Origin of the sequence: Beijerinckia sp. L45 (assembly GCF_009765775.1) — a bacterium.
Lineage (GTDB): Bacteria > Pseudomonadota > Alphaproteobacteria > Rhizobiales > Beijerinckiaceae > RH-AL1.
Map to the genome: position 1 here is coordinate 1 of NZ_LMUU01000247.1, position 3,321 is coordinate 3,321.

Consider the following 3,321-nt stretch of genomic DNA (forward strand, 5'->3'; position numbering starts at 1 on the left):
CGAGGTGCGGCGCATCGACAACGAGAAGGGCCGCTTCACCCTGGTGTTCCTCTCGGCGCCCGACGATATCGAACAGGCCAAGGCGGAACGCGCGCCGCTGATCGAGCTGACCTACAACTGGGATCCGGAGAAATACGACGGCGGCCGCAACTTCGGGCATCTCGCCTACGAGGTCGATGACATCTACGCGACCTGCGACAAGCTGATGAAGGCCGGCGTGACGATCAACCGGCCACCGCGCGACGGCAATATGGCGTTCGTCCGCTCGCCCGATAACATTTCCATCGAGCTGCTGCAGAAGGGTCCCGCAAAGGCGCCAGCGGAGCCGTGGGTCTCGATGCAGAACACCGGCGTCTGGTAGTTTTGCGCGCCCCGCTTGCCTCAGGGTTTGCGGGGCTTCTCGGCGCTCAATCCGTAGTCCTTGAAGCGTTCGATCACGCGGTCGATCTCGTCGTCGGGCAGGATCGCTGCGCCGCCCGCGCATCCCGCGAGATAGGCCATCTTGGCCAGCGTCTCCAGTTCGGCGGCCCGCCACATCGCCTGCTTCAGGGACGATCCCGTCGCCACCATGCCGTGATTGCCGAGCAGCACGCCGTGGCGGTCGCCGAGGTGCTCGATGATCAGATCGGACAGCGCCTGGGTGCCGAACGGCGCGTAGGGCGTGCAGCGGATCTCGGGGCCATTGAAGGCGGCGATCATATAATGCAGAGCCGGGATGGGCCGGTGCAGCGTGGCCAGCACTGTGGCATAGAGCGAATGGGTGTGCACCACCGCCCCCACGTCGGGACGGTGACGCAGGATGTCGCGGTGGAGGCGCCATTCGCTCGACGGTTTTTCGGGTCCCGTCCACGTCTCGGCATCGAGTGACATGACGGCCATCATATCGCGGGCCATCGTCTCGGGTGCGATGCCCGAGGGCGTAATCAGCATGCCTTCGCGATGCCGCAGCGAGATGTTACCAGCCGTCCCCTGGTTGAGCCCCAGCCTGACCAGATCCTTGCTGGCGTCCACGAGAGCGGCGCGATCGTCGTTCATGCGTTGTCTCTTCATTCTATCCGCTGTCAATCGGAGCGTGCGTATCCATGAACGATAACGAAAAGCCTGGCGAGAGCGACGCCCCGGCATGGCAGAGCCAGATCCCGGCCGCGTCCACCGCCTTTTTCCTCGACGTCGACGGGACGTTGCTCGGCTTCAAGAGCCGGCCGGAGGAGGTCGTCGCCGATACCGACCTTCTCACTCTGCTGCAGACACTGCAGGCCGCCGCCGACGGCGCCGTGGCGCTCGTGAGCGGCCGGATGGTGTCGGATCTCGATCGTATTGTGACGCCGTTGCTTCTCCCGGCCGGCGGCGTCCACGGCGCGGACATCCGGTTCGCGGATCAACGCCGCCTCAGTGTCGGTGCCGCAGCGATGGATCCCGTGCGTGCACCGGTGACGGCGTTTGTCGAGGCACGCCCGGGCCTGATGCTGGAAGACAAGGGTGCGACGCTAGCGGTGCACTATCGTCACGCACCTGAACGGGAGGCGGAAGTCCGCGCTTTTCTGGCGGATATTCAAGCCGGTCACGACGTTGCGGTGCAGGAAGGCAAGCTCGTCGCTGAGTTGAAGCCGGTCGACTGCAACAAGGGCCACGCCATCATCGCGCTGATGAAGACGGCGCCGTTCATCGGACGACGCGCCTTCTTCATGGGCGACGACCTCACCGACGAACATGGCTTCGAAGCCGTCAACGAGGCCGGGGGCATTTCGGTGAAGGTCGGGGGACTTGGCGTAACGACGCTCGCACAATTCAAAGTTGCGGACGTCGCCGAGGCTCGCGCCCTTCTGCAGAAAATCTGTCGATTGGCGGTTTGAGGCGCGCGTTATCACGCTATCGTCAATCTGGAAATGCCTTTAATGTCACAGGGCCCCGATAAAAACCTCGGTCCGTCGCATTTACGACCGCTTCCACACCGAAAGTCTGTGGGCGGCAAACGGCTACGCTCGCACCGATCACCTGCTGAGGCCTGTGCCTGAGCGATGACGCGCAGAGGATAGTACTATGCAGATTGAAGAGATCGTCCGCTCCTGCGTTCACGAAGCGATCGCCCAAGTCGCCGTCCAATGCATCGGCCGCAAATTCTACGCGGAGATCGAAGACGCTGCCACGACGTATGGGATGACGCCCGGTGCCTTTACGGCGCTGTCGGTCGAACGTTTTGCCCGCCATGGTGACGAGGCGGAAATCCGCGCCGTGCGGACGGCGATGATTGGCGCGCAAGAGCCGATCCTGGCCGGGCTTCATCGCATTCTGTGCATCATGCTCGCCGTCGGCGTGCAGTCCGATGGCAGCCGACAGCGTGAGCGCGCGCCGCGCCTGCTGGCTGCCGATATCGATCACCTGGACATCGCCGCGCGCTGCAACTGCGGGTTCTGAACGGAGCGCGCTGACCGCGCTCCGCCTACCGACGTCGTGCGCTCTAAAGCCTGTCGGTTTCGAAATCGTCGCAAGACAAACCGAACAGCGACAGGCCTTCTTCCAGATCGTCCGAGGCCAGCGGGTTCTCGAGCAGGAACTGCGCTGTCGACGGCTCCGGCCGCGACCGCGCGACTTCCATGGCATCGGCCCATTCTGCGGTTGAATAGTCGCCGCGCCCCACCATGCTCAGCGCGATCAGTTCGAGGCGCTCGTCGACGTCCATCGCAGCGATGAACCCCTGAATCTCCGCCTTGACCGACGTGTCCGGATCGTCATTGAAAACGGCGACGAATTTGTCGTCGCTCGCGTCGGAGCCGCCGCCGGTGTTCTCCTCCACCTGGACGTCGAACTCGCGGATTTTGGTAATGAGAAAGCAAACCTTGTCGCCGTTGAGCGCTGAAAGCATGAGATGATCTCCAAAAAGAAAGCGCCCAGCAGGTCATGCTGAGCGCCAGGATTTAACGACCGCGCAAAGACCTAGGCACTCTTGCGAACGTCGTGATCGTCCATTTCCTCGATCTCCTCGATGATCTTGGCGACGAAGGCGTCGAGATCCTTCGGCGAGCGGCTCGTGATGATGTTGTCGTCGACAACGACCTCTTCGTCGACCCAGTCACCGCCGGCGTTCTCGATATCCGTCTTGACCGAGGGCCAGGAGGTCAGGGTTCGACCCTCGACCGCATCGGCCTCAACCAGCAGCCAGGGCGCATGGCAGATCGCCGCGACGATCTTTTCCGAATCGAGGAAATCGAGCACCAGCTCGACGGCCTTCTCATTGATGCGGAGCGCGTCGGGGTTCATCTGCCCGCCCGGGAGAACCAGGGCGTGATAGTCGTCAGCGTCGACGGCTTCGAGTTCCATGTC

Annotated in this window: 6 protein-coding genes; 3 read left to right on the plus strand and 3 right to left on the minus strand. The window is 63.1% G+C overall.

Going from position 1 to position 3,321, the window contains the following annotated elements:
* Positions 1-361: VOC family protein (locus GSQ79_RS25465; protein ID WP_158811554.1), on the plus strand; the 361-nt coding region annotated here is incomplete at its 5' end.
* Between the two features lie 20 nt (positions 362-381).
* Here GSQ79_RS25465 and GSQ79_RS25470 read toward each other — a convergent pair.
* Complete coding sequence (locus tag GSQ79_RS25470; RefSeq protein ID WP_158811555.1) at positions 382-1,035, minus strand: class II aldolase/adducin family protein; 654 nt, start codon at positions 1,033-1,035, stop codon at positions 382-384.
* A 47-nt stretch (positions 1,036-1,082) separates the two neighbouring features.
* On the opposite strand from GSQ79_RS25470, the gene otsB reads away from it, so the two are divergent.
* Together otsB and GSQ79_RS25480 are read left to right on the plus strand one after the other, a co-directional pair.
* Positions 1,083-1,853, plus strand: coding sequence for a trehalose-phosphatase (gene otsB / locus GSQ79_RS25475; RefSeq protein ID WP_158811556.1), 771 nt, complete (start codon positions 1,083-1,085; stop codon positions 1,851-1,853).
* Positions 1,854-2,040: 187 nt separating this feature from the next.
* Complete coding sequence (locus GSQ79_RS25480; RefSeq protein WP_158811557.1) at positions 2,041-2,415, plus strand: hypothetical protein; 375 nt, start codon at positions 2,041-2,043, stop codon at positions 2,413-2,415.
* Between the two features lie 43 nt (positions 2,416-2,458).
* On the opposite strand, the gene GSQ79_RS25485 is transcribed toward GSQ79_RS25480, so the two are convergent.
* A complete protein-coding gene (locus GSQ79_RS25485) occupies positions 2,459-2,863 on the minus strand; it encodes a DUF3775 domain-containing protein (RefSeq protein WP_158811558.1) in 405 nt (134 codons plus the stop codon).
* Between the two features lie 71 nt (positions 2,864-2,934).
* A partial coding sequence (locus GSQ79_RS25490; protein ID WP_158811559.1) for a DJ-1/PfpI family protein occupies positions 2,935-3,321 on the minus strand: 387 nt, incomplete at its 5' end.